Source organism: Pseudomonas sp. AK181, assembly GCF_051122975.1.
In the GTDB taxonomy this organism is placed as follows: domain Bacteria; phylum Pseudomonadota; class Gammaproteobacteria; order Pseudomonadales; family Pseudomonadaceae; genus Aquipseudomonas; species Aquipseudomonas lactis.
The window spans coordinates 4,686,245-4,711,320 of sequence record NZ_CP146348.1; the positions used below are offsets into that span (position 1 = coordinate 4,686,245).

A 25,076-nucleotide genomic window follows, 5' to 3' on the forward strand; every position below is an offset into this window, starting at 1 on the left:
TCGCCCTCCCGGCACGATCAACAATCGCGGGCAGACCAATACAGGGTAAGGACATTAATCATATGGAGACACCCTGATGAAAAATTCCAAATTTGCTGCCCTCGCCCTCACCGGCCTGTTGTCTGCCGCGTCCTTGAGCGCCTTCGCGGCCAGCTCAACCACGGGCCCCACCGATCCAACGCCGGACGCCACCACCGAATCGCAAAAATCCATGGGCACCGGCATGGATACCAACGGTGGCGCGATCATCGACAACAGCGTCGACCCACGCACCAAAGGCAACGACACCCAGCGCCAGGCACCGGCGGCCGTGGGCAACGGCAAGATGGGCCCAGGCACGAGCAACAATGAGCCGAAGATCAACAAGGGCGACGACTCGAACATCCCGGGCGCGCAGAAACAACCAGCGCCTTGATGCACCCTTGCTACGACCTACACCCGACCATTTCCCCGTGAAGAGGTACGCATGAACGTCGATAGAAACCTTGAAAAAGAAGTCCTCACCCGCCTGTTGCACGCTCACCCGCAAGGCTTGGGCAAGGAGGTGCTGGACAATTACCGCGGTGAAAAAGAGGTCGCCAGTGTCTTGGCGTTCCTGCTGGACCGCGGGCTGATCAAGGATGGGCATGTGACCACCGACGACGCCGGCGAATACGCGTTGAACCTGCCGATCAAGCTCACCGCTTCTGGTGTGGATGAGGCGCGCAAGCTCGACGCTCAAAGCACTCAGTAATCCATTTCTGGCCTGGCCCCGCGACTGGGGCCAGAAGGAGTTTTAGCGATGCCTCGTGGAAGCAAAGCCAAATACACCGACGAACAGAAACGCAAGGCCGCTCATATCGAAGACAGTTATGAGCACAAGGGGTTACCCAAGGACGAAGCCGAAGCCCGTGCCTGGGCCACCGTGAACAAACAGTCTGGCGGCGGTGAGAAAACCGGCGGCTCAGGCAGGCGCAAAGCCCCGGCCAAGAAGGCCCAGGACCGGCAGGAATCGGCCAAGCGCGCCGCTGCCAGCCGTGAGGGGCACCCGCGCAGCAGTCGCGCTTCATTGGGTACGCAGACCAAGGAAAGCTTGATGAAAGAGGCGCGGGCCAAAGATATTCGTGGGCGATCAACCATGCGTAAAGACGAGTTGATCCAGGCCCTGAAAAAAGCAGGCTAAACGCAGAACCCCTTGTGGGAGCGGGCTTGCTCGCGAAGGCGGTGTATCAGTCAGCCCATGCTTTAACTGACACACCGCCTTCGCGAGCAAGCCCGCTCCCACATTTTTTGGGCCTCGTTTATTCAGTCACTAATGCATCGACCTCAGCAGTGCCAGGCGACGTCGCTGGCCCCCAGCGGGTTACCGCCAATGCAGCAGCTGCGTTCGCTCGACGCGCTGCCTCAGCCGGGTTCAAGCCCTTTGCCAACCCGGCAATAAACACTCCAGCATGTGCATCCCCCGCGCCATTGCTGTCCACGGCCTGAACCTTGAATCCAGGGACATGCTCGATCTGTGCCCCTCGCCCTACCCAGCAACCATTTGGCCCATCACGCACAACCAGCAGTGCCTGCAAGTGCTGATTGAGCATGGGCAGCGCCTGAGTCATATCCGCCGCTCCGGTAAACGCCAGGGCTTCAGGGCCATTGCTGGTCCAGATGTCGATACGCGGCAACAACGCGCGCATCAACGCCGAGTCCGGCGCCTTGACCAGCGGGCCTGGGTCGAACACCACCACGATCTCTCGCGGCAGCGCCAGCAGCCAGTCGAGCAACGGCTGCGCCTTGCCTTCAAGCAGCAAGCTGTAGCCACTGACGTATACGTAGTCATCGAAACGCGGGACGATCTGAGCCAAGTCGCCGGCGCTCAGCTCACCCTCGGCGCCGAGATGGGAGATGAAGGTGCGCTCGGTGCTCGCTTCAGTCAGCGACACGCACAACCCGGTGTCTTTGCCAGCGCTGGCCGCCAAGGCTATTTCAATACCCTCAGCCTGCATCGCGGCACGCGCCAGCTCGCCAAAGCGCCCCTCGCCATGGCGACCCAGGTAAACCACCGGCAACCCATTACGCCGCGCCGCAGCCATCACATTGAAACCGCCACCCACTTGAAAACTGGCGGAGTTGGCCAGCACGTCACCGCCGCTTGCCGGCAGGGTGTCGAGGCCCATGACCAGGTCGACAATGACCTGGCCGCTATGCAGCAATCTAGACATTGGCGCTCTCGACTAAAGCCGGACGACGGTCAGACGCCCCGCCCAGTACCGCATATAATCCGCCCGCCACCAGGAAGGTCACGATCCAGCCCAGGCCGTTATGGCCCAGCCAGGAATCGGACAACGGCCCGGCAAACCAGATGTTTTCGGCGGTGGTGCCGATGGTGGTGAAGCTGAACCCCAGCACGATGGCCACAGCCCAGGCGCCAAATGCACGCCACTCCACGCCGCCGCGATACCAGTAGGCACTGCTGGGGCTGACGTCCAGCAGGTCGGTGGGGCTGTAGTAATGCCGGTGAATCAAGTCGACCACGAAGATCCCGACCCACGCCGTGATCGGCACCGCCAGCAGCGAAATGAAGGTGATGAACGGGCCATAGAAGCTGTCGGCGATCAACATGAAGTAGATGGAGCCGGCAAAGATCGCGACGATATCGACAATCACCGCATGCACGCGCTTGACCTTCAAACCCAGGGTCAAGGTGGTGAGGCCGGCCGAATACACCGACAGGTTGTTCGACAGCAACAGCCCGCCGAACGCGGTGATCAGGTACGGCACGGCCATCCAGGTGGGCAGCATGTCGCGGATCGCGATGATGGGGTCGGTGGCCGACGCCAGGTCATTGTTGCCCACCGACAAGAGGCCGCCGAGGGTGATCAACAGCACCAGCGGGATGCCTGCGCCAAACGCAGCGGAGGCCACCAGGCGCACGGCCTTGACGCTGCGGTGCTGGTAACGCGACATGTCTGCACCGGCGTTGGCCCAACCGATACCAGTACCGGCAGCCATGGTGCCCACGCCAATGATCATCGCGCTCAACGGCGCCGGGGTGGCGTTGAACACCGCGCTCCAGTCGATGGTGGCGCACAGAAAGCCGCCCACCAGAATGTTCAAGCCGCCGAAGACGTAGGTCGCCCACTTCTGGATCACCAGCAACGTGGCGTGGCCCAGGCCCGATACGGCCAGGGTCAGCAGCACGAAGATGGCGATGAAGATCAGGGTGAGCACCGGCGCGCTTTTCGCCTCCACGGCCGAGCCGAACAGGATGGAGCTTAACGACAACAACACGAAGGCTGCGGTGGTGGTGTTGACGGTTTCCCAACCCAGGCGAGACATCAGCGACACCAAGGTCGGGCCGATATTGCCGCGCACACCGAAGATGGCGCGGGACAAGGTCAGGCTGGGCGCGCGACCACGGCGGCCAGCGATGGAAATGATGCCCACCACGGCAAAGGAGCCAGCGGCGCCGAGAATCGCGACGATGATCGCCTGCCAGATGGCCAGGCCACGAAACGCCACCAGCGTCGCGCCGAGGGGCAAACCGAGGATGCTGATATTGGCGGCAAACCATACCCAGAACAGTTGCAGCGGATGGCCGTTGCACTCGCCTTCCGGGACCGGCTCGATGCCGCGTGTTTCCAATTGCCCAGCGCTTTGGCCGGAAGAAGGGCTGCTCATGAAAGGGTGCTCCTGGTGCCTGTATTGTTGTGGTTGTGGCAGCGAGTCGAATCTTTATCCGGTCTTCCTGACCCAACGCTTTTTAATGTGGGAGCTGGCTTGCCTGCGATTGCGGTGGGGCAACCAGCTCATCAGCCACTGGAAAACCGCTATCGCAGGCAAGCCAGCTCCCACAATTAGTTCCGTGTTTATCGCAAGGCCAATAAGGCTTGGACCAGCGGCTGCAAGTCCAGGCCATTGACCCGCTTGACCTGTTCAACCAACGCCTCAGGCCAGCACTGCATGCCCAGGCACGCCCCCAGCATGGCGCCGAGGATCGCGGCAATCGTGTCGGTGTCGCCGCCCAGACTGGCTGCCAGGCACAGGGCTTCGAAGGCATTCATGTCGCCAGACGCCACTTGCTGCGCCAGGGCAAACGACACCACTACCGATTCTTGGGAAGCCACCGAAGTACCAATCAACTCGTAAAGCAGGTCGGCAAACAACGCTTTATCGCCGCTGCCGACGCTTAGAGTGCGAGCCCAACTAATGCGGGTAGAAATGCGTCCGCCCGCGATCCAGTGACCCTGGCTTTCGGCCTGTCGGGCAATCTGGGTCCCGATATTCAGGGCTTCCCCCAGGTCCACGCCATTGATGCCGGCCGAGACCACCGCCGCCACGGCCGCAGCGCTGGAAATGCCCAGGCTGGTGTTATGGGTGACCTGGCACGCCTGGATCACCGCCTGGATAAACCGCCCCGGGTCGCCGACATCGGCGGCGATGCCCACCGGGGTGATGCGCATGGCCGCGCCATTGGTGGTGCCGTAGCGCCCGGATTCTTCCGGGGTATGGCCGGCGAGGATCATGTCGATCGCGCGCTTGGTGGACGGCCCGAGCAAGTCCTGGGAGCCTTTGGCGCGCATGTCTGCTTCCCAATCGATCAAGCGTTGGGCAAGCACGGCGGGCTCGATCTGGCCCTGGCCTTGCACCAATAACTCGGCGACCAGAATGGCTTGCTCGGTGTCATCGGTGATGGAGCCGGCAGGCATGTTCGGTGCAATGGGCTGGTCGGCGTCGGCGTCTTCCAGAGCGGTGATGGCACCGAAGCGCTTTTGTACCTGCTCGCGGCTCAAGGATTGGGTGGGCATGCCCAAAGCATCGCCCAGGGCCAGGCCATAGAAGGCGCCAAGGGCGCGATTTTCGCGGGTCATTTCGGCGCTCCAAACTGCAGATGCAGGCGAAAGTGCAGCGGGTCGAGCAGGCTTTCAACATGCTCCATGAAACGCTCGCGACGATCATAGGTGGTGCGCGCAGCCTTGAGAAATACTGTGCCGCTGGGACGCCCGAGTAATTCGGCATCTTCATCAGTCAGCGGCTCGGCACCGATCCACTGATCGCCCTCGGCCCCGACGTAGCCGTAGGCGGCCAGGGTGATGGTCAAGGAGTTATCGATCAGGCCAATGCGCGGCAGGCTTTCCAGGTCGCCAACGGCCGGCATCAGCGAGCGTTCCAGGGACACCGCTGTGCCGTCTGCGGTGCGCCGAAGGCGGTCGAGGGTAATGAACTGGTCGGTGCCGAAACGGCTGAACAGATCCGGGCGCGTGACTGCCTCGAAACGCAGGATGTCGGTGCTTACCTGGGCGCCCGTATCGGCCAAGGCCTGGGCCCAACCGCTACGTTGGTCCAGCACCATGCCGTCAAAGGTGACGATCGAGCCGACCCCACTCTGGGTGGCGATGTAGTTGCGACGCTTGAGCTCGGCCAGCGCCTCACGCAGCGTGCCACGGCTGACCGCAAACTCCTCGGCCAGTTGATGCTCGCCCGGCAACAGGAAGCCGTCGGCCATGACTCCACCCTCGATACGGCGGATGAGTTCGTCGACGACGCGTTTTTTCTTATCAAATCGAACATGTCTAATCATGTACAAATTGATAACCGAAAGCGCGCGTTTACCGCAAGAGGATTATTTCAGGCTGAAGACAAAAACCGCCTCAGGGCTCCAGGCCGATGGGGAAAAACTCCCCGCTGCTCCATACGCCAAGCCAGTTCTGACCGTTGATCGGACGGCTCACGGCCAGCTCCACCAACTGGTAAAAAGCGTTGCGATGCACGAGGGCTTCAAGATTGGCGCGCACGCGCACGTAGGGTGCGGGTTCCTGGGTGACGGGGTCGATCACCACCCGCAGCGGGTGTTCGAGGCCTGCCTCGACCTGTTCATCGACGTTGGTGGTAAAGCGCAAAACCTGGCTTTCGCCCTGCCCTTGCACGTCCAGGGTCACGGCGACAAAGGGCGCATCATCGACCTGGATGCCGACCTTCTCCACGGGTGTCACCAGGAAATAATCATCGCCATCGCGGCGGATGATGTTGGAGAACAGCTTGACCATCGGCTTTCGCCCGATGGGCGTGCCCTGATAAAACCAGGTGCCATCGCGGGCGATGCGTATGTCGATATTGCCGCAGAAAGCCGGGTTCCACAGATGCACCGGTGCCGGCCCCTTGCCCTTGGGCAGTTGGGCCAATAAATCATTGGCCTTGGCGGAATCGGTCATGACGGGCTCCTCTGTTTACTGATTGCTCATACCCAGCAAACCGCGGGCATATTGCGCCAGGGGGCGGGCGATCAGATCTTGTGGCGATGTGTCGTGGAACGTCAGTAAACCGCCACGACTGCGAATACGTGCAGTATCAATCAAATACTGGGTGCTGGTCTCGATCAACATGACCTGGATTACGCCGCTGTCCAGGCCAAGGCGGTCCAGGGCTTGTTGGTCGGTCCACTCGTCGGCGTTGCCGATACGGTCATCGGCTGCCGCAAAGCGGCAATACAGCAGGTAGTGAGCACCGGCGTCGCGGGCTTCGGCCATGGCTTGTTCCAGCCCTTCCGGCTGGCGGGCGCGACGGACCATGGGGAAATATTCGACGAAGCCATTGAATGCTTCCTCGGCCACCACATTGGGCCGCGGGTAGGCGCTGCCTGGCGGCACGAAGGCGCCTTGGGCGATAAACACAAAGGAGTCCGGCTGTATGCGCACCGAGGCAGTACGCCGCGTATCGCTGTGGTCGAGCAGCCCGGCATCGCTCATCTGATAGCGGGTGCCTTCGGCCATATCGCTGACGGTCATGCAACCGCCCAGGGCCAATGACGCCAGCAGCAAAACCAGACTACGCATCCTAATCCTCCAGAAGCCGGTGACAGGAAACCGGCGAATGGGGCGTGGGATGCAGGTTCTACGCCAGTTCGAGCAGCGCATGGCAAATGTGGGGCTTGCCTGCGATGCGCATAGGTATCTACACAACGTCGCTACGACGCTGGACCTGTGGCGAGGGAGCTTTTCATCCATCAATTGACAGCCAAAAAAAAGGGCGACCGAAGTCGCCCAAAATGCCTTGCGTGCTCATGTAACCCGGAAAAACTTAAGGTTTTTTACGCTTGTTCGCGTCTTTCCAGATAAAAAATCCAAACCCTACAAAAAACAGCACCATGAGGCTAACAGTCAGCACTCCGGCAAAAACCACATTATCGAAAAACATGACCGGCCTCCTGCACTTGCCCTGTTGCGATAGGGCTAAGTTAATGGAGAAGGCGCAGTGGGAAATTGACCAGGATCAATGTCGCCCACAACGGGGCGTAAAGAAGGGGAATAACTGACCTGCATCAACGGATGCAGGGTGTTTCAACGCTTTTTCGGTTTGTTCTTGGGCTTTTTCTTGGGTTTGCCCAAGGGCATGGCTTGTTCAAAAGCTTGGCGCACTTCATTCAAGCGTTTGTCATTGAGGTCGTGCACGCGCTTGGCGCGTTCGGCGTTCAGGTCGATCAGCTTGTCGTCATCACTCATGGCTTGGCTTACGTCGTGGCGGGAATGCCTCAATAATGCGGCCTGCCCCGCCCGACGGCAATTAAGCGGGCGACAAAATGCAGGCCATCGACCAGAATCGGCACTTTCTACCCTGCCCAGGAGGCGCATCCAGGTGGCCTTGCACAACGACCTTCCGCCACTGCTGGCCCTGCGCGCCTTCGAAGCCGTGGCGCGGCATTTGAGTTTTATCAAGGCGGCCAACGAGTTGTCGGTGACCCAAAGTGCGCTGAGCCACCAGGTGCATAAGCTCGAACACCACTTGGGCAAGCCGCTGTTTATCCGGCGAACCCGTGCGATTGACCTGACGTTGGCCGGGCAAGCGTACTACGAGCAGATCCGCCCTGCCCTGGACGCCATCGCCGCTGCAACGCGCAACCAACGGGGTGCGCCCAGCGCCAATGTGTTGCGTATCGGCTTGCTGGCGTCCTTTGCCACGCTGTGGCTGGCGCCGCGCCTGGCCGAGTTTCTACAGCGCTACCCGCATATCCAGGTGGAGTTGCTGCCCGCGATTCAATTGGCCAATGTCGCCACAGCCGAGGTTGACCTGGCCATCCGCTACGGCAAGGGCGACTGGCCCGACGTGCACGCCACGCGCCTGATGGCCGAAACCCTGTCACCGGTATGCAGCCCTGCATTCAAAGCCCGGCAGGTCGCCAGTGGCGCGTTATTGATGGCGACCTCCCACCGTCCTTTCGAGTGGACCGACTGGTCCGCCCATTACCAGGTCAACCTCGATCACCACCCCCGCGTAATGCTGCATGACTACAACATCGTGGTCGAAGCGAGCGTGGCCGGCCAAGGGATCGCCATGGGCCGCCATCGCCTGATCGAACGCAGGCTCCAGGACGGCAGCCTGGTGGAGGCTTTTGACTGGCCGCCCTATCACAGCGACATCGGCTATTGGCTGATCGCCCCCCAGGGGCCGCTCAGTGAGGCGGCTGAATGCTTCAGCCAGTGGCTAAAACAAGCGTGCGCCGACGCGTGAGTTTTTTCGATACGTCGAGTGAGATCTATCCGTTTGTCCCCCCTCGCCACCGCCAACATGCTGGAACCTTCTGACACCAGAGGGTTTCACCATGACCGACTCCATCCGCCAGCGCGTACACGCCCTCGGCCTGACACTGCCCACGCCCAGCCAACCCGCGGCCAACTACATCAATCATGTGAGCAGCCAGCATCAACTGTTCATCTCCGGGCAAATTCCCCTGCTCGATGGCAAACCCGCCTACCTTGGCCGCCTGGGTGACTCCCTCAGCGACGAAGACGGCGCCCAAGCGGCAGAACTGGCGGCGCTGGGCCTGCTGGGGCAATTGAGCGATGCGCTGGGCGATGACCTGTCGCGGGTGGTGCGCATCCTGCGTCTGGGTGTGTTCATTGCCAGCAGCGCCGATTTCCAGCGCCAAAGCCTGGTCGCCAATGGCGCCTCGAACCTGCTGGTCAACGCCCTCGGCGACAAGGGCCGGCACGTGCGCACCGCGGTAGGGGTCTGCAGTTTGCCGGCTGGCGTCGCCGTGGAGGTGGATGCCATTTTCGAGCTGCAGCCATGAGCCCGCTGCAAGTGCAGCACTTGCGGGATGCCACGCCCGGTTGCCAGTCGGGCATCGTGCACTTCAACCACGCCGGGGCGTCCTTGCCCAGCCAGGCGACGCTCGACGCCATCATCGAACAGTTGCAACGCGAAGCACGCGACGGCCCGATGGAGGCCGGAGAACAAGGTGCCGTCTTAGTGGAAAAGGCCCGCCGCGCCGCCGGGCAACTGCTCAATGCGCCCGCCTCGTCGATTGCCTTCACCACCAGTGGCTCGACAGCCTGGAGCATGGCCTTCCAGGCGCTGGGGCCGTGGCAGCCGGGCGATCGAATTCTTGTGGGGCGCCACGAATGGGGCGGCAACCTGGCGAGCATGGAACTGGCCGTTCAAGCCGGGGCGCGGGTGGAGGTCATCCCGTGCGATGCCAGCGGCGCCGCCTGCCCGGTGGCGCTGGAGGCGATGCTCGATGCCAAGGTGAAGCTGATCGACCTCACCTGGCTGCCGGCCAACGGTGGATTGATCAACCCGGCCCAGGCCATCGGCGATGTGGCCAGGCGGCATGCCATTCCCTATTTCATCGACGCGGGCCAAGCCGTCGGCCAGCTGCCGGTGGATGTGCAAGCCTTGCAGTGCGATGTGCTCAAGTCCGCCGGCCGCAAACACCTGCGCGGGCCTCGCGGTACCGCACTGCTGTACATCCGGCCGGAGTTTCTCCAGCACCTGAACCCGGCCCAACGCGACGTGTTTTCAGCGCCCTGGACCACCGAAGGCTTCGACCTGCGCAACGACGCGCGACGCTTTGAAACCAGCGAAGTGTCCTTCGCCCTGCTGGCCGGCCTGGGCAACGCGTTGCACGAGATCAATCAACTGGGGGTTGAGCGGGTATGGCAAAGAGTCTCGCAGACCAGCGCGCGAGTCCGCGAAGCACTGCGTCAGATACCGGGGATCAGCTTGCACGACTTGGGCAACACACATTCAGGCTTGATCGCGTTCAACCTGGCCGGCTGGGATAGTTTTGAACTCAAACAATGCCTGGGGTTAAAGCGCATCAACATCGGCGCCAATGGCGTGGCCTACACCCCGCTGGACATGCAAGCCCGTGGGTTGAGCAGCGTCGCGCGCATCTCCGTCAGCCCGCTTAACACCGATGACGAGATTGAGTTGCTGGTGAAGGCCCTGCGCGAACTGAAGGGTTAAACCTCGATATCCACCCACAGGCCCTGGCGCGGCGCGTCTTCGATCAGCGGCGCCACGGGCACGGTGTTATCAGCGTTGAGCAAGTCGCCGGGAATCGGCAAATGCTGCTGCTCGTCGTCGTCAGCTTCGCGCCGACGCTTCTGTTGCTCCTGCTGGCGCCGCTGCTCTTCGCGCAACAGAAAGGTCGATTGCTCGGCATCGCCTTTTTTCAGGTCGATCGTGCTCTCGTTGGAGCCCGCTTGAACGGGCACCACCGGCGGAATATCCGGCTTCTGGCGTGCCGGGTCGAGTTGCGACGTGACCGGCACAACACTGACGGGCAGCATGGGTGGCAGCATGATAATTATTCTCCTGATCAACAGGCTGTCGGCGGGTGGCAGGGTGACTTGAGCACCCGCGTGCCAAGCTGTGACTCAGTCGACACTCTCAAGTGCCCGCCATCCGTCGATTCAATTTCCGCCGGCCCGTACAAACAGCGTAGTTTTTGTCAGAGTTCTTGGGCGCCGGGCCGTGTTCCGTTAACATAGTCGGCTTTTTCACGGCGGGAGTCAGGCAGCATGGCGCAGCAGTATCAACCGGGGCAACGCTGGATTAGTGACAGCGAAGCAGAGCTGGGGTTAGGCACCGTTCTGGCACAGGACGGCCGCTTGTTGACCGTGCTCTATCCGGCCACTGGCGACACGCGCCAGTATGCGCTACGGAATGCGCCCCTCACTCGCGTGAGGTTTTCGCCGGGTGACACCATCACCCATTTCGAAGGCTGGAAAATGACCGTACAGGAAGTCGACGACGTCGATGGCCTGCTGGTCTACCATGGCCTCAATGGGCAGAACGAGCAGGTCACCCTGCCGGAAACCCAACTGTCCAACTTCATCCAGTTCCGCCTGGCCAGTGACCGTCTGTTCGCCGGGCAGATTGACCCGCTGGCGTGGTTCTCGCTGCGCTACCACACCCTGGAACACACCAGCCGCCAGTTGCAGTCCTCGCTGTGGGGCCTGGGTGGCGTACGCGCCCAACCGATTGCCCACCAACTGCACATCGCCCGCGAAGTCGCTGACCGCATCGCGCCACGCGTATTGCTGGCGGACGAAGTGGGCTTGGGCAAGACCATCGAAGCAGGCCTGGTGATCCATCGCCAACTGCTCTCGGGCCGTGCCAGCCGCGTACTGATCCTGGTCCCGGAAAACCTGCAGCACCAATGGCTGGTGGAAATGCGCCGCCGCTTCAACCTGCAGGTTGCGCTGTTTGATGAAGAGCGCTTTATCGAAAGCGATGCCACCAACCCGTTCGAAGACACCCAGCTCGCACTCGTTGCCCTGGAATGGCTGGTGGACGACGAGAAGGCCCAGGACGCGCTGTTTGCTGCCGGTTGGGACTTGCTGGTGGTCGACGAAGCCCACCACCTGGTGTGGCACGAAGACAAGGCCAGCGCCGAATACTCGCTGGTCGAACAACTGGCCGAAGTGATTCCTGGCGTGCTGTTGCTGACCGCTACCCCGGAACAATTGGGCCAGGACAGCCACTTTGCGCGCCTGCGCCTGCTGGACCCGAACCGCTTCCACGACCTGCAAGCCTTCCGCGCCGAGAGCGAAAACTATCGCCCGGTGGCCGAAGCCGTGCAGGAGCTGCTGGACAAGGGCCGCCTGTCGCCGACCGCGCACAAGACCATTCAAGGCTTCCTCGGTGACGAAGGTGAAGCCCTGCTCACCGCCGTCAACGATGGTGACACCGAAGCCAGTGCCCGCCTGGTCCGTGAGCTGCTGGACCGCCACGGCACCGGCCGCGTGCTGTTTCGCAACACCCGTGCCGCGGTGCAAGGCTTCCCCGAGCGCAAGCTGCACGCCTACCCGCTGCCGAACCCGGACGAATACCTCGAACTGCCCCTGGGCGAACACGCCGAGCTGTACCCGGAAGTCAGCTTCCAGGCGCAACCGGACATCGAGGAAGAGAACCGCTGGTGGCGCTTCGACCCACGGGTCGAGTGGCTGATCGACCAGTTGAAAATGCTCAAGCGCACCAAGGTCTTGGTGATCTGCGCCCACGCCGAAACCGCCATGGACCTGGAAGACGCCCTGCGCGTGCGCTCCGGCATTCCGGCCACGGTGTTCCACGAAGGGATGAACATCCTGGAGCGTGACCGCGCGGCGGCTTATTTTGCCGATGAAGAGTTCGGTGCCCAGGTACTGATCTGCTCGGAAATCGGCAGTGAAGGCCGCAACTTCCAGTTTTCCCATCACCTGGTGCTGTTCGACCTGCCGTCCCACCCCGACCTGCTGGAACAGCGTATCGGGCGTCTGGACCGGATCGGCCAGAAACACGTGATCGAACTGCACGTGCCCTACCTGGAAACCAGCCCGCAAGAGCGCCTGTTCCAGTGGTACCACGAAGCGCTCAATGCCTTCCTCAACACCTGCCCGACCGGCAACGCCTTGCAGCATCAGTTCGGCCCACGCCTGCTGCCCTTGCTTGAAGCCGCCGACGATGGCGAGTGGCAAGCCCTGATCGACGAAGCCCGTGCCGAGCGCGAGCGCCTGGAGCAGGAGCTGCATACCGGTCGAGACCGCTTGCTGGAACTCAATTCCGGCGGCGCCGGCGAAGGCGACGCGCTGGTCGAGGACATCCTCGAACAAGACGACCAGTTCGCCCTGCCGATCTATATGGAAACCCTGTTCGACGCGTTCGGCATCGACAGCGAAGACCATTCGGAAAACGCGCTGATCCTCAAGCCCAGCGAAAAAATGCTCGACGCCAGCTTCCCCCTGGGCGACGACGAAGGTGTGACCATCACCTACGACCGTAACCAGGCGCTGTCGCGCGAAGACATGCAGTTCATCACCTGGGAGCACCCGATGGTGCAAGGCGGCATGGACCTGGTGCTGTCCGGCTCCATGGGCAACACCGCCGTGGCGCTGATCAAGAACAAGGCACTCAAGCCAGGCACCGTATTGCTTGAGCTGCTGTATGTCAGCGAAGTGGTCGCCCCGCGCTCCCTGCAACTGGGCCGCTACCTGCCACCGGCCGCCTTGCGCTGCCTGCTGGATGCCAACGGCAATGACCTGTCGGGCCGCGTGTCGTTCGTGACCTTGAATGACCAGTTGGAAAGCGTGCCACGGGCCAGTGCGAACAAATTCGTGCAGGCCCAGCGCGACCAACTCACACCGCGCATCAACGCCGGTGAAGAGAAGATCGCCCCACGTCACGCCGAACGCGTGGCCGAAGCCAAGCGTCGCCTGGCGGCAGACACCGACGAAGAGCTGGCGCGCCTGACCGCGTTGCAAGCGGTCAACCCGACCGTGCGCGACAGCGAGCTGGTTGCCCTGCGCAACCAACGCGAGCAAGGCCTGGCCATGCTCGATAAAGCCGCGTTGCGACTGGAAGCGATTCGAGTGTTGGTGGCGGGTTGATAATCCGCTGAACGTAAAAGGCCCGCGCAATGCGGGCCTTTTTATTGGCCTTGCGGGCCTCATCGCGGCATAGGTATCTGAGGCGATCTACAGTAACCACGATGCGAAGCGAGTCGCTCTTGATCTGCTTTTGATCTGCTTTTGATCTTAGGCGCCCCGTTAAACCACGCTGGCCGAACGCAGGCTTGAATTCGTGGGTAACCCGGCAGGACGCCGGGTTAGCCGCCCCGCGCCATGGATGGCGCGTGGCGGCGGCCCACGGATTCAAGCCTGCGTTCGGGCACACCGAGCCCAAGCGAGGTGCCGAGTGGTGGGGCAAGAGCCTTTTGCTTACTTTTGGGCTCTTTTCAAAAGTGAGCCGCCGTCAGGGCGGAACCCTAGGTGGCCGTTACCGCAGGAATGGATATGTACTCGCTATAACAGCGTCGGCTGTCAGGTCGCATTCGCGAGCAAGCCCGCTCCCACAGTTGGATCGTGGGGTGTCTGGTATATAGGCGTTGGCTTTCAGGGCGTCATCGCAGGCAAGCCAGCTCCCACAGTTGGATCGCGGGGCGTCAGGTAGATAGGCGTCGGCTATCCGGCCATCACGGGCAAGCCCGGCTCTCACAAATTGACCACACAAGGTTCAGTCAACTCGGTCAAAGGTGGGAGCTGGCTTGCCTGCGAAAGGGTCACCTCGATCTCAAGCTGTAGCCGCAGCCGCCGGCACCTCAACCGCACTCAACCCTTCCTTCATCCGCTTGGCATCGCGCACAAAACTGCGCGAGGCCTGGAACAGAAACAGCATGGTCAAGAACAGCGCCACCGGAATCAGGTACATGGCGTCATGCAAGCCCACGGCTTTATAAGCCTCGGTCATCTGCTGCGCCCCGTCCGCATACATCGCCGAATGAGCAAAGTGATCAGACAGCGCCCCGACCACCACCGGCCCCATGCCACCGCCGAGCAAATACAGCCCGGCAAAAAACAGCGCCATCGCCGTCGCGCGCAAACGCGGTTCGACCACGTCCTGGATCGCGGTATACACGCAGGTATAGAAGTTGTAGGCAAACAACCAACCCACACTGAACAGCGCGACAAACACCCCGATCTCGACACGCCCGGCATGCAATGCCCAGGCGGTAGTGACCGTGGAGATGATCAAGCTGAACGCAGCAAACAACAATCGACCATTGGCGACCCGTTGATGAATCTTGTCGGCAATCCAGCCGCCCAGCGTCAATCCCACCAGGCCGGTGAGGCCGACGATGACGCCGGTTGCAACGGCCGCGTCCTGCAACGGCATGAGGAAATAGCGTTGCAGCATCGGCACCAGGAATGAGTTGCACGCATAGGTAGCAAAGTTAAAGCACAACCCGGCCAGCACCAGCCACAGAAAGGTCGGCACGGCCAGCACGCGGCGGATCGGGCGGTCGACGCGCGCCTGGGAAACTTGCACGGTTTCCGCTGCCCCCCGCTTGGGTTCTTTTATATAGAACATAAACACTGCCAGGATCAGCCCCGGCACCGCCGCGATAAAGAAGGGCGCGCGCCAGCTGTCGAACGCCTTGACCATCGCACCGATGGTGAAGAACGCCAGCAACAGGCCCAACGGCAGGCCAAGCATGAAAATCCCCATGGCCCGGGCGCGGCGGTGGGCGGGAAACAGGTCGCCAATCAGCGAATTGGCCGCCGGTGCATAGCTGGCTTCGCCAATGCCAATGCCCATGCGCACCAGCAGGAAGGTCCAGAAACTGCCGACCATGCCATTGACCGCCGTCAGCCCGCTCCAGGCAAACAAGCCCCAGCCCATCAACTTGCTGCGTGAACCGGTATCGGCCAGGCGCCCGAGCGGTAGCCCTGCAATGGCGTAGACGATGGTAAAAGCGGTGCCGATGATACCGAGCTGAAAGTCGCTCAAGTGCCATTCCATGCGGATGGGCTCGATGATGATCGCGGGAATGGTACGGTCAAAGAAATTGAACAGGTTGGCGAGGAACAGCAGGAACAGAATGCGCCAGGCATTCGCCGCTTGGGTCGAGTTCTGCATGGGTCCGTCTCTTTTATTGTTATGAGAGCTGCGATGCCCGATGCATCCTGCTCAGGTCACTGCAACATAGTCAGGCTGGCGGTGATTGTCTGTAATGATTCGTAAAGCTGATAGGGCATGATTTCACCCAGGCAACCGGGGATTTTGCCCACGAAAATATAAGTGCGTGCCCCTCTTCCCAACGGCCATGGCACGGATAGAATGGCGAGCCTTTCGCAGCACCCTCCTCCTACTTTTCTTATTGATGACGCCCATGTCCGAAGCCAGTCCGTGTCTGAATTGCGGTGCCTGCTGTTCACACTTTCGCGTGTCTTTCTTTTGGGGTGAGTGCGCCTCGTCCGGGGGCACGGTGCCCGATGAGCGGGTGGTGCAGATCAACCCCAGCCGCGTGGCGATGATCGGTACCGACCGCAAGCCGGCACGGTGCTGCAGCCTTGAAGGTGAAGTCGGACAAGCCACCAGCTGCTCAATTTATGAGCAGCGCTCCAGCGTGTGTCGCGAGTTCGAGGCATCCTGGAGCCAGGGCGTGCAAAATGTCGATTGCGACGCCGCCCGTGCCGCATTTGGCCTGGCCCCGCTGGAGGCTCCACACTTGGAACTCGACCTGCCTATCAGCGCTTAGCACCAAACGCTATGGAAGGCATATCAAAATAATTTGAGATCAAAACGCCATTACTGATGGCAAAGCTCGAGAGACTCCTATACTCGACCTCATAGGTCATCGCCGCTGGCAGTGACGAGGCTCTGTGACGGGATAAGCTATGGAATGGCTGGGGCAGCATTTTTTTACCGACCTTCCAGACAGCGGGCATTTATTGCTCAACTGCACTCATAACCCGTTTCTGGTGCTGCTGGCGTATCTGGTCGCCTGCGCGGCGGGTTTCGGTACGCTGGACATGGCCGAACGTGTGGGCCATGTCGAAGACCCCACCGCCCGCCGCCATTGGCGTTGGCTGGGTGCGGGATGCCTGGCAGGTGGCATCTGGTCGACCCACTTCATCAGCATGTTGGCCTTCCAGGCCCCCATTGCCATTCACTACGAATTGATCTTGACCTTCGCCTCGCTGCTGATCGCCCTGATCGCTTCGTTGCTCGCCATGCAGACCCTCAGTCATACCCACCTGCGTTTTCATCAGTACCTGGTGGCTTCGGTGTGGATGGGACTGGGTATCGCGTTGATGCACTACGTGGGCATGTCGGCCATGCGTTCCCAGGCCCAGGTGTACTTCGAAACACGGCTGTTTTTGGCCTCGGTGGCGATTGCCATGGGCGCCAGCCTGGCGGCGTTGTTGCTGTCCAGTTACCTGCGCAATGGGGCCGGCGTGTTTCACCAACTGCTCAAATACGCCGCCAGCCTGGTGCTGGGTGCCGGGATCCTGAGCATGCACTTCACCGGCATGGCGGCCATGCAAATGCTGGTGCCCAGCGGCACGGACCTTTCGTTGCGGGCCGATGACAACCCGATTCAACTGGGCCTTTCAGTCGCGATGATCACCTTGCTGGTGATCGGCAGCAGCGTCAGCGCAGCCCTGGCCGACAAGAAGCTGCAACACAAGGAGCGCGACCTGCGCCGGGTCAACGCGCTGCTCAGCGAACTCGACCAGGCCCGCGCCTCGCTGCAACAAGTGGCCCACTTCGACGCGTTGACCAGCCTGCTCAACCGCCGTGGTTTCAATCAGATCTTCGCGGAGAAAGTCGCGGAAAAAACCCGCACTCAGGGCATGATGGCGGTGATCTTCCTCGATATCGATCACTTCAAACGTATCAATGACAGCCTGGGCCATGATGCGGGCGACCAACTGCTCACGGTGCTGGCCGGGCATATCAAGGGTTCGATACGCAGCCATGAAGATGTGGTGGCACGCTTTGGCGGCGATGAGTTCTGCATCCTGGTCAATATTCATCACCGCGACGAAGCCCGGAACATGGCCCAGCGCATCATGCAGAAGATGAAAGAACCCATCGAACTGGCCGGCCGGCGCATGGTGATGACCACCAGCATCGGCATCAGCCTGTTTCCCGAAGACGGCCACACCTGCGAAGAACTGCTTAAAACCGCCGACCTGGCGCTGTACCAATCCAAGGATGCCGGGCGCAATTGTCTGAACTTCTTCAGTTCCAACCTTAAAACCCGTGCCTTTCTTGAGCTGCAACTGGAAGAAGAGCTGCGTGCCGCCTTGCGTACGCGCAGCCAGTTGGTGCTGTTTTATCAACCGATATTCGACATGAAGCTGGGCAAGGTCACGCGTCTGGAAGCCCTGGTGCGCTGGCAACACCCCCAACACGGGCTGCTGGCCCCGGACCGCTTTATCGGCATTGCCGAGAACAACGGGCTGATCGCCGAGCTCGACCACTGGGTATTGCGCCAGGCCTGTCACGACCTGAGCCTGTTGTCTGACCGGGGCTACACCGAGCTGATCATGGCGGTGAACTGCTCGGCGTTGAACCTGGCGCGTGACGAACTGGCCGATGAAATCGAAGATGCCCTGCGCTTCGCCGGCATCGGCACCAATCGCCTGGAACTGGAAGTCACTGAAAACGCGTTGATGGGCAATATCAGCAGCACCCTGGCCCTGTTGCGGCAGATTCGCGCCCTGGGTGTTTCACTGGCCATCGATGACTTCGGCACCGGCTATTCGTCGCTGGCTTACCTCAAGCGCTTGCCGCTCAACACCTTGAAGATCGACCGCTCGTTTATCCAGGACATCCCCAAATCCACCGCAGACAGTGAAATTGTCCAGGCGATTATTGGCATGGCCCACACCCTGCACTTGCAGGTGGTCACCGAAGGCGTGGAAACCCAGGCACAGTTCGAGTTGCTGCTCAAGCATGGCTGTGACTACATCCAAGGCTACCTGCTCAGCCCGGCGGTGCCCTTCGACGACATCATCGGCGTGATGCAGGGGATTGCCATGCGCAATCCGCTGTACCCGCTCAGCGTGGAAACCAACAGCGAAACCCCTGCCCCCAAGGATCCCGCTACGGAACGAATGGGTTCGCAGTCTATCGTCAGGCCGATTCGCTGATACCGCCTCCAGCCCAAAACAAGCCGTGTGCAGGGGATACACGTAGAACCAAGCGCTAGGTATCCAACCTGATAATGAACAGCTGAGAGGGCTGGACGCTACGCCTGTTGTGTTGGAGCCCGCCAATCAGATTAATGACCTTTTGGTTATTCAGCGCCGTACCGAAGTCCGTATTTCTGAAACTGGTGTACTGCAGCTCAAATTGCCCCCTACTCACCTCCCGATAGTCCCGGGGTCGCTGTAAGGATCTTCGGAACCCCCGGTCAGCGATAAACGCCTCCGACGTATCGACCAGGTGCAAACAATACAACCTATCGTCCCCGGCTCGCCTGAACAGCAGTTTGGTGCCTGACACCTCCAGAAGCTCTCCATGGGCAACCTTGGCCATGACTTCGGTCATCAATGCCCGCAGCGTCACCGGCCCCGGACGCGTGACGGCGTGATTGAAGTGCGGTTCAAAGCGATCCGAAGCAAAATCCACACGCCGCCAGGCTGCTGGCTGCGTACCTTCGTGCGCGCGCCCCAAAGGAACCCTCGGGTTCGATCCTATCGTGTGCCGCGTCAGTTCGAGCAGTGACAAAGGGGTATCCAAGGCTGTCTGCCCAGTGCGCCACACCCGCAGCATGTCCACATACTTGTAGTCCTGGCGATACTTATTGAATACAGCCCGAGCGATCTGCGTGTGGCTCACTGAAGTCAAGTCTGGAAACGCCTCTTGAACATAGGCCGTGATGGTTTTCTCAAACGGTCTTCTCTCCACTACCTGCCAGCTTTGTGTCGCCAGTTCTTTGGTGGCCCGATCACAGGTCGCGATCATCGGTTGTTCGGAGGGGTTGTTGCGCAGCATCAGCTCAAAGCTGTCAAAGTCATCATAGGTCGCACCCGGCTTGTAGATGCTTGCAGTACCTGTAAACCAGTCCGATTGGTCATGGGTGCGATAGTAAAGATCATCGACTTTAATAAAGATGCCCTCTTGCTGAGACCAACCCGTTTGCTGGCTGTAAACCGGTTTGTATTCCCAGGCCATGAACGCATCAGACTTACGCTGCAGCAAGGCAGGATCAATCTTCGTGCCCCAGGACTTCCATTGCTGAGTCACGATGACACTCGCGCGCGCCGCCGGCAGGGCAACAGGGGCGGTACGCCCTGGGTCTATACCCTGTAGCCGCAGCCTGGCCTGATCGAGCGTCGTGGTCGCATTGAGGTATTGACGAAATTCGACAGGAATATCGCGCAGCCCAATGGCTTGCAATTCCAGCGGGCCATCCCCCAGACGCCGCACCAGAGCAAGCTCCATGGCCCGTTCCCGCCCGGCAGGAAACTCGAACGAATCCAGGACCCGCGCCGCTTGCACATCACCAAGGTCTGGGTAGAGCCGCATCAGGTCATCACGTGCCATACGCGAGTGATAACCGCCCCTCAGGCCAATCTCGGGCGAGCGTATGATCCATTCGTTAGCCGTGTTGCGAGTAATAGGCGGCAGGTGATAGTGATGCCTACCGTCTCGACGAGGGTTCTGCAAACGCCAGGTTCCGACTGCCGTCGTCTCGTCATAGATGACCTTGAACCACTGGTCCTTTTCCTTGAGGAAATGCTGTCCGGGCGTCGAGCCTTTTCCCGCGCGGGTATAAAACCCTTGGCTTTCCCAGCCGGCCAATGGCGTGACGTCCTTGGGCGCCGTGTTTAGCGCCATCTGGTGCGGCAAGCCTGGCCGCGCAGAAGGAAGGCGCACAGGCGCGAACCCCACCGCACCGTCAATCAGCGCCCCCACCATATAGCCGAATGCCCTGACAAACTCATGAGTCGCCCCCACGCTGTCATCATTTTGCAAAGCATCCAGGGCGGCGCTCAACGCCATTGCGCTGCGCACCAAGCCAATGACAAACGTCACCTTGACCGGGAAAACCGCTAACGCCACTTCAACCAACCCTTCGACCACCGTCCAGGTGCTGCGCACATTTGACTCATGGGTACTGGTGGTCTTGCGGTCAGCCTGAGCGATGGCAGCGCGAGCCTCGAAATCGTAGGCACGCTCCAGAAAATTGCCCTTGATCCCCCACAGAGAGATCTCGCTTCGGAAAATCCCTCTTCTGAACGTGGTTCGCAGTCGTGGCAGCGCAGAACCATCCATGCGCTCAAATAAATAATCCTGCCACGCATTGTTATTGACGAACTGATCCAGCAGTTGCGTCATGCCGGTGTATTCGCGAAAGGCGCGCCCATCCGGGGACCGTGGGGTATACAAGGCGATCACATTGTTTTTTGGGTTGGCGCAGGTAACCGCCAGGACACCGCGCACATGAATATCACGTATATAAAGCGCCGAAACGCTGACTTCATAGCCCCCCGCCTTGGCCCGCTCCGCAGTCTGGGTGGGGTGGTCAAGCACGCTTTTGACCCGTGCATAACTGTCGCTCGTAAAGTCCTTGGCAATCTTGGCTTCAATCCCATCGACCCTGAGCTGCTTGCACATGACGTCGACGAAACTCTGCTTGAGCTGCCTGGCTTCGGCCGATGTCAGAAGACGTTTATTGAGAAACTCAATGTAGGAGCCGCCAATATCCACGTCACGTACCAGGTCCTTGACCTGTTGCGTGGTCAACGCCGTGTAGGGCTCCCCGTACAGGCTCAATTTGGACTTGGCCACAAACACCTCGTCCAGATAGTCGACATTTTCCAGGGCCAGCGCCGCCAGGCTTTTAGTGTCAGTGGAATAGTGCGGCTGGCCACTCTGCGGATTGGGCCTGGCGCCGGGAAAATAAAGACCCGGCGCGGGGTTGGGCCGACGAACAGTGACCTGAATATCGCACGGGTCCGTCTCGATGCCGTATTGGTTTTCCAGCGCCTGCGCCAGTTGCTCACTGCTGTAGGCCAATAGCGTCTGCTGGTCACCATACTGTAAAACCGAGGGCAGCCCCTCCCCGGTATAAGCACGTTCAAGTTCGCCCAGGTAGTCACGCGCGGCCGCTGCCCAGGCCTGTTTATCGGCCTCTGAGGCCGCGCTTAAAAACTGCTCGAGTTCGGCTTTGGAGCGTTTGGTTTCACGAGCGCGCAACACCTCACTGACGCCGAAGCACTTTTGCATGTCCATGGTTCGATCCAGGCTGACTGGCAGCTGGCTGAAGTCTTCATCGGTGCCCCGGCGCTGATACCGACTCACCATGAACGCAAAATCATCGACCAGCTTTTCATACTGCGCCGCCACGCTGGCGCTGAACACTGATTCAAGGATTTCTTTGTAGTCAAAGCAACCGGTGCTCTGTGCCTTGTCACGCAGGGCCGTCGCCGGCTCGTAGTGTTTGTCCGCAAGCAGGGAGAAGAGGCCATCGAACTCGTAGTCGGTGTTTAAGCGCCGATGCAGTTCCTGATCCAGAAGCGCCAAGGACTGGAACGCCTCCAGGCCGCGATTAGGTGTAAACAAAACGACGATACCCACATTGACGCTGGTTGTTACCGGGCGAGCCACGAGCGGTGCAAGCGGCTTACTCTTGTCGGAGGACGAATCGAAAGGATCCCTAGCGGTCAGCATCACCGCGCCATGCAAAGGCATATCAGCGCCAGCACCTGCGCCCTTCAACACCACGGCGTAGGCCGCTGGCCTGTTAGGCCTTGCTTGCCGCGCGACCGCATCGGGATATGCCACGAACGTCTCGACCAGGCGCAAGCCGTTGGTGTTCAGCGTCCCATCGGCCTTGAGCAACGAAGCCTCCACGCTTATCTGCTTGCTACGTGCCGAGATCACAGAATCCCGGGGCAAGCGCGGGTCGGTCGTACTGACTGCCTGTTTCCAGAAAGTATCCAGGCACGCCCGGTAGGCCGTCTGCAGCGAAGCCGACAGTTCATCGAGAAACGTGTCAAATGCGGCCGGTGTCAGCGATGAGGGCAACTGCTCGTCGGCTTCCTCGTCGCGGTCAAAGGTAAAAGTAGTGCTGCGGCTGGCAAAAGACGCGGGTTGCTGGTCAACGATTCGTCTGATGACAGCATCCATCACGCTAGGAAGCAGCCGAGTCGCCTGAACGGCGTCTTGCGCAACCACAACGCCGCTCGGATCGCTTTTGATAAATACCCGAGACGCGTCCAGGTTTGCGGTGGACGTGAATGTCGCATTTAACCGCTCGTTGATAAACGACGCGAAAGAGGGCCGAGTCCGCAGGAACTGCAGTGTGGTGTCGATGCCTTGGAGTTGATCGCGGTAATGGGTCTTGTATTCGTTGTCCTGCGTCGCCGCAAGGCTTGCGGCAGGCGTGGAGGACAATCGGTAAGTCGGTTGCATGGTCGAGCCCTGAGTCAATGATTTCAGGGCTGAGAATTACGGATGTATCGCTGGAAACAGCGTTACATACTTACCGGGACGATCCTGACATACGCTATAACAATTAAAACGACGTGGCAGAAGGCATACAACTGTGCCCGTGACGTTAACGTCACCCTTGCGTGTGACGTTTCTTCACGGCAAAGAGCCATCACGCTACTCGATTACACACTTTAACGCCTTGTCAGTTCGCGCCAAATAAGTGCAGCACCTCAGAGTCGTGCCCTTTCCTGGATCAGGATCCAGGGCGAGACCACCACCGCCCATAAACTCGGATCCCGTTCAACCAGGTCCAATGCCCGCGTCGCAGACACTTCGCCAAGGCTCCCGGCGGCTAGCCAGGCGGCGACTTTGTCCCGGTTGTCTTCGGCCATTCCCTCGGCTGCCTCGATCAAATCCAGGCTGGCATCGACCCACAATAGGGCACCCTTGGCAAAGAACGGCTCAAGCTCCTTCCAGGAAATTTCGGCGGTTTCACCGAGCAGCTTGGCATAGAGGGTGCTTGGTTCTTGCGTCATGGGAATTCACCTGAGTAAAAAATCGGCGCAATCATAGCCCCGTCGCTCAGGCAGAAAAACCCAGTAGCAAATGAAGTAACGATTGAAAGTGCCAGGAAAGCCAAGGAATGCCTTGAAAGCTGTTCGCAACCCGCCGCGATTCTGTCTTTTTCTTTCATTTAAGCGACATACCCAGGTTTTGCCCCCAGCTGCCAGCTTTTCAAGCGATCAGCCAGCGCTCTACACTGTACCGGTACAGTTGCCAGGGCAATGCCGGGGGGATATCCGCGATATCTGATCCGGTTCTGCAGCTCACAAGGCCGCTAGAACTATAAAAAATACAACAGTAAGAGTGGAGCACTATGAATAAGGCTACTAAGCAGATTTCCAAACTGTTTGCCGCTATGGTCCTGGCTGGGGTTGCCGGCCATTCGTTCGCAGCCGACACCATCAAGATCGGCATCGCCGGTCCCAAGACCGGTCCGGTAACGCAATACGGCGACATGCAATTCATGGGTGCCAAGCAAGCCATCAAAGACATCAACGCCAAGGGCGGCGTAGACGGCAAGATGCTTGAAGCCAAGGAATACGACGACGCTTGCGATCCAAAACAAGCCGTGGCCGTTGCCAACAAAGTGGTCAATGATGGCGTCAAGTTCGTCGTCGGCCACCTCTGCTCCAGCTCCACTCAGCCAGCGTCGGATATTTATGAAGACGAAGGCGTCATCATGATTACCCCGGCTGCCACCAGCCCTGAAATCACGTCCCGTGGCTACAAGCTGATCTTCCGCACCATCGGCCTGGACAGCGCGCAAGGCCCAGCGGCCGGCAACTACATCGCCGACCACGTGAAGCCGAAAATCGTCGCCGTACTGCACGACAAACAGCAATACGGTGAAGGCATCGCCACCGCCGTCAAGCAGACCCTCGAGAAGAAAGGCACCAAGGTTGCCGTCTTCGAAGGCCTGAACGCCGGTGACAAAGACTTCTCCTCGATCATCCAGAAACTCAAGCAAGCCAACGTCGACTTCGTCTACTACGGCGGCTACCACCCTGAGCTGGGCCTGATCCTGCGCCAAGCCAAGGAAAAAGGCCTGAACGCCAAGTTCATGGGCCCAGAAGGCGTGGGTAACGACTCCATCTCGCAAATCGCCCAGGGCGCTTCCGAAGGCCTGCTGGTGACCCTGCCGAAATCCTTCGACACCGACCCTGCCAACAAAGCCATTGTTGAAGAGTTCGCCAAGAACAAGCAGGACCCAACCGGTCCGTTCGTGTTCCCGGCCTACTCGGCAGTTGAAGTGATTGCCGGTGGTATTGCTGCGGCCAAAAGCGAAGACACCGCCAAAGTGGCCGAGGCCATCCACGCCGGTACCTTCAAGACCCCTACGGGCGACCTGAGCTTCGACGCCAAGGGCGACCTGAAGGACTTCAAGTTCGTGGTCTACGAATGGCACTTCGGTAAACCAAAAACCGAAGTTTCCCCTCAGTAAGCCAGGCGTTACTGGTCAACAAGCCCACTGTGCAAGCAGTGGGCTTTGTTTTACGAGGTTTATGGGCCATGTCACCCGCGATCCGGGCGCTGGCTCACCTGAA

Annotated in this window: 22 protein-coding genes; 10 read left to right on the forward strand and 12 right to left on the reverse strand. The window is 60.2% G+C overall.

Going from position 1 to position 25,076, the window contains the following annotated elements; all coding sequences use genetic code 11:
• Positions 1-76: 76 nt before the first annotated feature.
• Genes V8689_RS21380 through V8689_RS21390 form a run of 3 tightly spaced genes read left to right on the forward strand, consistent with a single transcriptional unit; the run spans position 77 to position 1,162 of the window.
• Complete coding sequence (locus V8689_RS21380) at positions 77-415, forward strand: hypothetical protein (protein ID WP_056786875.1); 339 nt, start codon at positions 77-79, stop codon at positions 413-415.
• 51 nt (positions 416-466) lie between these two features.
• Positions 467-733: a hypothetical protein gene (locus V8689_RS21385; RefSeq protein ID WP_434520615.1), complete on the forward strand. Its 267-nt coding sequence runs from the start codon at positions 467-469 to the stop codon at positions 731-733.
• Between the two features lie 48 nt (positions 734-781).
• Entirely contained in the window at positions 782-1,162 is a 381-nt protein-coding gene (locus V8689_RS21390; RefSeq protein ID WP_056786876.1) for a hypothetical protein, read from the forward strand.
• Between the two features lie 118 nt (positions 1,163-1,280).
• On the opposite strand, the gene V8689_RS21395 is transcribed toward V8689_RS21390, so the two are convergent.
• The 8 genes from V8689_RS21395 to V8689_RS21430 form a co-directional block, all read right to left on the reverse strand.
• Positions 1,281-2,192 carry a PfkB family carbohydrate kinase gene (locus V8689_RS21395; protein WP_056786879.1) on the reverse strand — a complete coding sequence of 304 codons (912 nt, stop codon included), beginning with the start codon at positions 2,190-2,192 and terminating at the stop codon, positions 1,281-1,283.
• Positions 2,185-3,651 carry a purine-cytosine permease family protein gene (locus V8689_RS21400; RefSeq protein WP_056786881.1) on the reverse strand — a complete coding sequence of 489 codons (1,467 nt, stop codon included), beginning with the start codon at positions 3,649-3,651 and terminating at the stop codon, positions 2,185-2,187. The genes V8689_RS21395 and V8689_RS21400 overlap by 8 nt, the downstream gene beginning before the upstream one ends.
• Before the next feature lie 188 nt (positions 3,652-3,839).
• On the reverse strand, positions 3,840-4,841 hold the full coding sequence (locus V8689_RS21405) for an ADP-ribosylglycohydrolase family protein (protein ID WP_056786884.1): 1,002 nt from the start codon (positions 4,839-4,841) through the stop codon (positions 3,840-3,842).
• Complete coding sequence (locus tag V8689_RS21410) at positions 4,838-5,551, reverse strand: GntR family transcriptional regulator (protein WP_056786886.1); 714 nt, start codon at positions 5,549-5,551, stop codon at positions 4,838-4,840. The genes V8689_RS21405 and V8689_RS21410 overlap by 4 nt, the downstream gene beginning before the upstream one ends.
• A gap of 70 nt (positions 5,552-5,621) precedes the next feature.
• Positions 5,622-6,182, reverse strand: a complete 561-nt coding sequence (locus tag V8689_RS21415; protein ID WP_056786889.1) for a DUF1285 domain-containing protein — start codon at positions 6,180-6,182, stop codon at positions 5,622-5,624.
• 15 nt (positions 6,183-6,197) lie between these two features.
• Positions 6,198-6,803 carry a DUF4823 domain-containing protein gene (locus tag V8689_RS21420; RefSeq protein WP_003193513.1) on the reverse strand — a complete coding sequence of 202 codons (606 nt, stop codon included), beginning with the start codon at positions 6,801-6,803 and terminating at the stop codon, positions 6,198-6,200.
• Positions 6,804-7,047: 244 nt separating this feature from the next.
• Positions 7,048-7,164 (reverse strand): cytochrome c oxidase subunit CcoM, encoded by a 117-nt coding sequence (ccoM, locus tag V8689_RS21425; protein WP_019817835.1) that lies wholly within the window; start codon positions 7,162-7,164, stop codon positions 7,048-7,050.
• Between the two features lie 143 nt (positions 7,165-7,307).
• Positions 7,308-7,469: a hypothetical protein gene (locus tag V8689_RS21430; protein WP_003193515.1), complete on the reverse strand. Its 162-nt coding sequence runs from the start codon at positions 7,467-7,469 to the stop codon at positions 7,308-7,310.
• Positions 7,470-7,602: 133 nt separating this feature from the next.
• Here V8689_RS21430 and V8689_RS21435 point away from each other — a divergent pair, with 133 nt between their 5' ends.
• The 3 genes from V8689_RS21435 (at position 7,603) to V8689_RS21445 (ending at position 10,215) form a co-directional block, all read left to right on the forward strand.
• Positions 7,603-8,475, forward strand: coding sequence for a LysR substrate-binding domain-containing protein (locus V8689_RS21435; RefSeq protein ID WP_003193517.1), 873 nt, complete (start codon positions 7,603-7,605; stop codon positions 8,473-8,475).
• Positions 8,476-8,566: 91 nt separating this feature from the next.
• Positions 8,567-9,037: a RidA family protein gene (locus tag V8689_RS21440; protein WP_056786894.1), complete on the forward strand. Its 471-nt coding sequence runs from the start codon at positions 8,567-8,569 to the stop codon at positions 9,035-9,037.
• A complete protein-coding gene (locus V8689_RS21445; protein ID WP_056786896.1) occupies positions 9,034-10,215 on the forward strand; it encodes an aminotransferase class V-fold PLP-dependent enzyme in 1,182 nt (393 codons plus the stop codon). The genes V8689_RS21440 and V8689_RS21445 overlap by 4 nt, the downstream gene beginning before the upstream one ends.
• Here V8689_RS21445 and V8689_RS21450 read toward each other — a convergent pair.
• Positions 10,212-10,553, reverse strand: a complete 342-nt coding sequence (locus V8689_RS21450) for a hypothetical protein (RefSeq protein ID WP_032895681.1) — start codon at positions 10,551-10,553, stop codon at positions 10,212-10,214. The genes V8689_RS21445 and V8689_RS21450 overlap by 4 nt on opposite strands.
• A 219-nt stretch (positions 10,554-10,772) precedes the next feature.
• On the opposite strand from V8689_RS21450, the gene rapA reads away from it, so the two are divergent.
• Entirely contained in the window at positions 10,773-13,619 is a 2,847-nt protein-coding gene (gene rapA, locus V8689_RS21455) for an RNA polymerase-associated protein RapA (protein ID WP_032895680.1), read from the forward strand.
• 682 nt (positions 13,620-14,301) lie between these two features.
• Here the strand turns inward: rapA and V8689_RS21460 are convergent.
• Entirely contained in the window at positions 14,302-15,648 is a 1,347-nt protein-coding gene (locus tag V8689_RS21460) for a spinster family MFS transporter (protein ID WP_056786899.1), read from the reverse strand.
• A 253-nt stretch (positions 15,649-15,901) separates the two neighbouring features.
• Here V8689_RS21460 and V8689_RS21465 point away from each other — a divergent pair, with 253 nt between their 5' ends.
• Entirely contained in the window at positions 15,902-16,270 is a 369-nt protein-coding gene (locus V8689_RS21465; protein WP_056786902.1) for a YkgJ family cysteine cluster protein, read from the forward strand.
• Positions 16,271-16,409: 139 nt separating this feature from the next.
• The gene (locus V8689_RS21470) at positions 16,410-18,674 is read left to right on the forward strand and encodes a putative bifunctional diguanylate cyclase/phosphodiesterase (RefSeq protein ID WP_056786904.1); all 2,265 of its coding nucleotides are present in this window, start codon (positions 16,410-16,412) and stop codon (positions 18,672-18,674) included.
• A 55-nt stretch (positions 18,675-18,729) separates the two neighbouring features.
• Here V8689_RS21470 and V8689_RS21475 read toward each other — a convergent pair whose 3' ends face one another.
• Both V8689_RS21475 and V8689_RS21480 read right to left on the reverse strand, forming a co-directional pair.
• Positions 18,730-22,947: a dermonecrotic toxin domain-containing protein gene (locus V8689_RS21475; protein WP_060766075.1), complete on the reverse strand. Its 4,218-nt coding sequence runs from the start codon at positions 22,945-22,947 to the stop codon at positions 18,730-18,732.
• 251 nt (positions 22,948-23,198) lie between these two features.
• A complete protein-coding gene (locus V8689_RS21480; RefSeq protein ID WP_032895676.1) occupies positions 23,199-23,504 on the reverse strand; it encodes a DUF2288 domain-containing protein in 306 nt (101 codons plus the stop codon).
• A gap of 341 nt (positions 23,505-23,845) precedes the next feature.
• Between V8689_RS21480 and V8689_RS21485 the strand changes: the two genes are divergently transcribed.
• Positions 23,846-24,973: a branched-chain amino acid ABC transporter substrate-binding protein gene (locus tag V8689_RS21485; RefSeq protein WP_044267553.1), complete on the forward strand. Its 1,128-nt coding sequence runs from the start codon at positions 23,846-23,848 to the stop codon at positions 24,971-24,973.
• Positions 24,974-25,076: the final 103 nt, after the last annotated feature.

What these genes read in the sequence shown, in the direction of transcription:
- V8689_RS21380 (WP_056786875.1), top strand. Translation starts at nt 77, where the DNA reads ATGAAAAATTCCAAATTTGCTGCCCTCGCCCTCACCGGCCTGTTGTCT.
- ccoM (WP_019817835.1), bottom strand. Translation starts at nt 7,164, where the DNA reads ATGTTTTTCGATAATGTGGTTTTTGCCGGAGTGCTGACTGTTAGCCTC.
- V8689_RS21445 (WP_056786896.1), top strand. Translation starts at nt 9,034, where the DNA reads ATGAGCCCGCTGCAAGTGCAGCACTTGCGGGATGCCACGCCCGGTTGC.
- V8689_RS21440 (WP_056786894.1), top strand. Translation starts at nt 8,567, where the DNA reads ATGACCGACTCCATCCGCCAGCGCGTACACGCCCTCGGCCTGACACTG.
- V8689_RS21415 (WP_056786889.1), bottom strand. Translation starts at nt 6,182, where the DNA reads ATGACCGATTCCGCCAAGGCCAATGATTTATTGGCCCAACTGCCCAAG.
- V8689_RS21390 (WP_056786876.1), top strand. Translation starts at nt 782, where the DNA reads ATGCCTCGTGGAAGCAAAGCCAAATACACCGACGAACAGAAACGCAAG.
- V8689_RS21480 (WP_032895676.1), bottom strand. Translation starts at nt 23,504, where the DNA reads ATGACGCAAGAACCAAGCACCCTCTATGCCAAGCTGCTCGGTGAAACC.
- V8689_RS21385 (WP_434520615.1), top strand. Translation starts at nt 467, where the DNA reads ATGAACGTCGATAGAAACCTTGAAAAAGAAGTCCTCACCCGCCTGTTG.
- V8689_RS21420 (WP_003193513.1), bottom strand. Translation starts at nt 6,803, where the DNA reads ATGCGTAGTCTGGTTTTGCTGCTGGCGTCATTGGCCCTGGGCGGTTGC.
- V8689_RS21470 (WP_056786904.1), top strand. Translation starts at nt 16,410, where the DNA reads ATGGAATGGCTGGGGCAGCATTTTTTTACCGACCTTCCAGACAGCGGG.
- rapA (WP_032895680.1), top strand. Translation starts at nt 10,773, where the DNA reads ATGGCGCAGCAGTATCAACCGGGGCAACGCTGGATTAGTGACAGCGAA.
- V8689_RS21410 (WP_056786886.1), bottom strand. Translation starts at nt 5,551, where the DNA reads ATGATTAGACATGTTCGATTTGATAAGAAAAAACGCGTCGTCGACGAA.
- V8689_RS21450 (WP_032895681.1), bottom strand. Translation starts at nt 10,553, where the DNA reads ATGCTGCCACCCATGCTGCCCGTCAGTGTTGTGCCGGTCACGTCGCAA.
- V8689_RS21395 (WP_056786879.1), bottom strand. Translation starts at nt 2,192, where the DNA reads ATGTCTAGATTGCTGCATAGCGGCCAGGTCATTGTCGACCTGGTCATG.
- V8689_RS21400 (WP_056786881.1), bottom strand. Translation starts at nt 3,651, where the DNA reads ATGAGCAGCCCTTCTTCCGGCCAAAGCGCTGGGCAATTGGAAACACGC.
- V8689_RS21460 (WP_056786899.1), bottom strand. Translation starts at nt 15,648, where the DNA reads ATGCAGAACTCGACCCAAGCGGCGAATGCCTGGCGCATTCTGTTCCTG.
- V8689_RS21475 (WP_060766075.1), bottom strand. Translation starts at nt 22,947, where the DNA reads ATGCAACCGACTTACCGATTGTCCTCCACGCCTGCCGCAAGCCTTGCG.
- V8689_RS21430 (WP_003193515.1), bottom strand. Translation starts at nt 7,469, where the DNA reads ATGAGTGATGACGACAAGCTGATCGACCTGAACGCCGAACGCGCCAAG.
- V8689_RS21405 (WP_056786884.1), bottom strand. Translation starts at nt 4,841, where the DNA reads ATGACCCGCGAAAATCGCGCCCTTGGCGCCTTCTATGGCCTGGCCCTG.
- V8689_RS21465 (WP_056786902.1), top strand. Translation starts at nt 15,902, where the DNA reads ATGTCCGAAGCCAGTCCGTGTCTGAATTGCGGTGCCTGCTGTTCACAC.
- V8689_RS21485 (WP_044267553.1), top strand. Translation starts at nt 23,846, where the DNA reads ATGAATAAGGCTACTAAGCAGATTTCCAAACTGTTTGCCGCTATGGTC.